Source organism: Streptomyces durbertensis, assembly GCF_014156695.1.
Taxonomy (GTDB): domain Bacteria; phylum Actinomycetota; class Actinomycetes; order Streptomycetales; family Streptomycetaceae; genus Streptomyces; species Streptomyces durbertensis.
This window is the reverse complement of sequence record NZ_WMLF01000912.1, coordinates 1-615: the sequence shown is the minus strand read 5'-3', so window position 1 is coordinate 615 and position 615 is coordinate 1. Positions and strand designations below refer to the sequence as shown.

Annotated in this window: 1 protein-coding gene; it reads right to left on the bottom strand. The window is 72.5% G+C overall.

The features are described 5' to 3' along the window. Nucleotides 1–236 precede the first annotated feature (236 nt). Nucleotides 237–542 (bottom strand): 4a-hydroxytetrahydrobiopterin dehydratase, encoded by a 306-nt coding sequence (locus tag GL263_RS27625; protein ID WP_182858451.1) that lies wholly within the window; start codon nt 540–542, stop codon nt 237–239. Between the last annotated feature and the right edge of the window lie 73 nt (nt 543–615).

Genomic DNA, 615 nt, shown 5'->3' with positions numbered 1-615 from the left:
CCGCCGTTGCGCGCTGCCTCGTCGTTCCATCGTCGCACCGACCACCGACAGTCCGGTCGGACAGGGCGCGACCGCCGGTTCACAGCACGGCGCGGAGGTCGACGACCGGCCGTCCGTCGGCCGCGGACTCGGGGCGAGATGGTCGCGGCAGCGGCCCCGAGGCGTGTGCGGGGAACACGCTGGTCGGTTCGGGCATCCGTCCTCCTGTCGGGCCGCCTCGCCGGGGCGGCCCGGGGTCAGAGCGGGGTGGCCTGGTGGTCGGCGGCGACCTCGTTGATGCGGGCCGCCATGTCGGTGTCCTTCTCCGTGACGGCACCGCCCTCGGAGTGGGTGTTCAGGACAAAGGAGACCGTCCCGTAGAGGATGGTGATCTCCGCGTGGTGGTCGGCGGCGTCCTCGGCCGCGGCGACCGCCACGTACAGGCTGGGGACGAGGGTCCTGTCCACCCGGTACGAGGCGGTCAGTCCGTTGTCGGTGACGCGCCAGCCGGGCAGCTGGGCCACGGCCCGGTCAAGGTCCTCGCCGCTGAGCGGTGTGGGCATGCGGTCCTCCTCGCGGTTCGTCTCATGGTTCGTCTCATGGCCGACTATGCCCCGGCGACCCGGAGGTGATCCC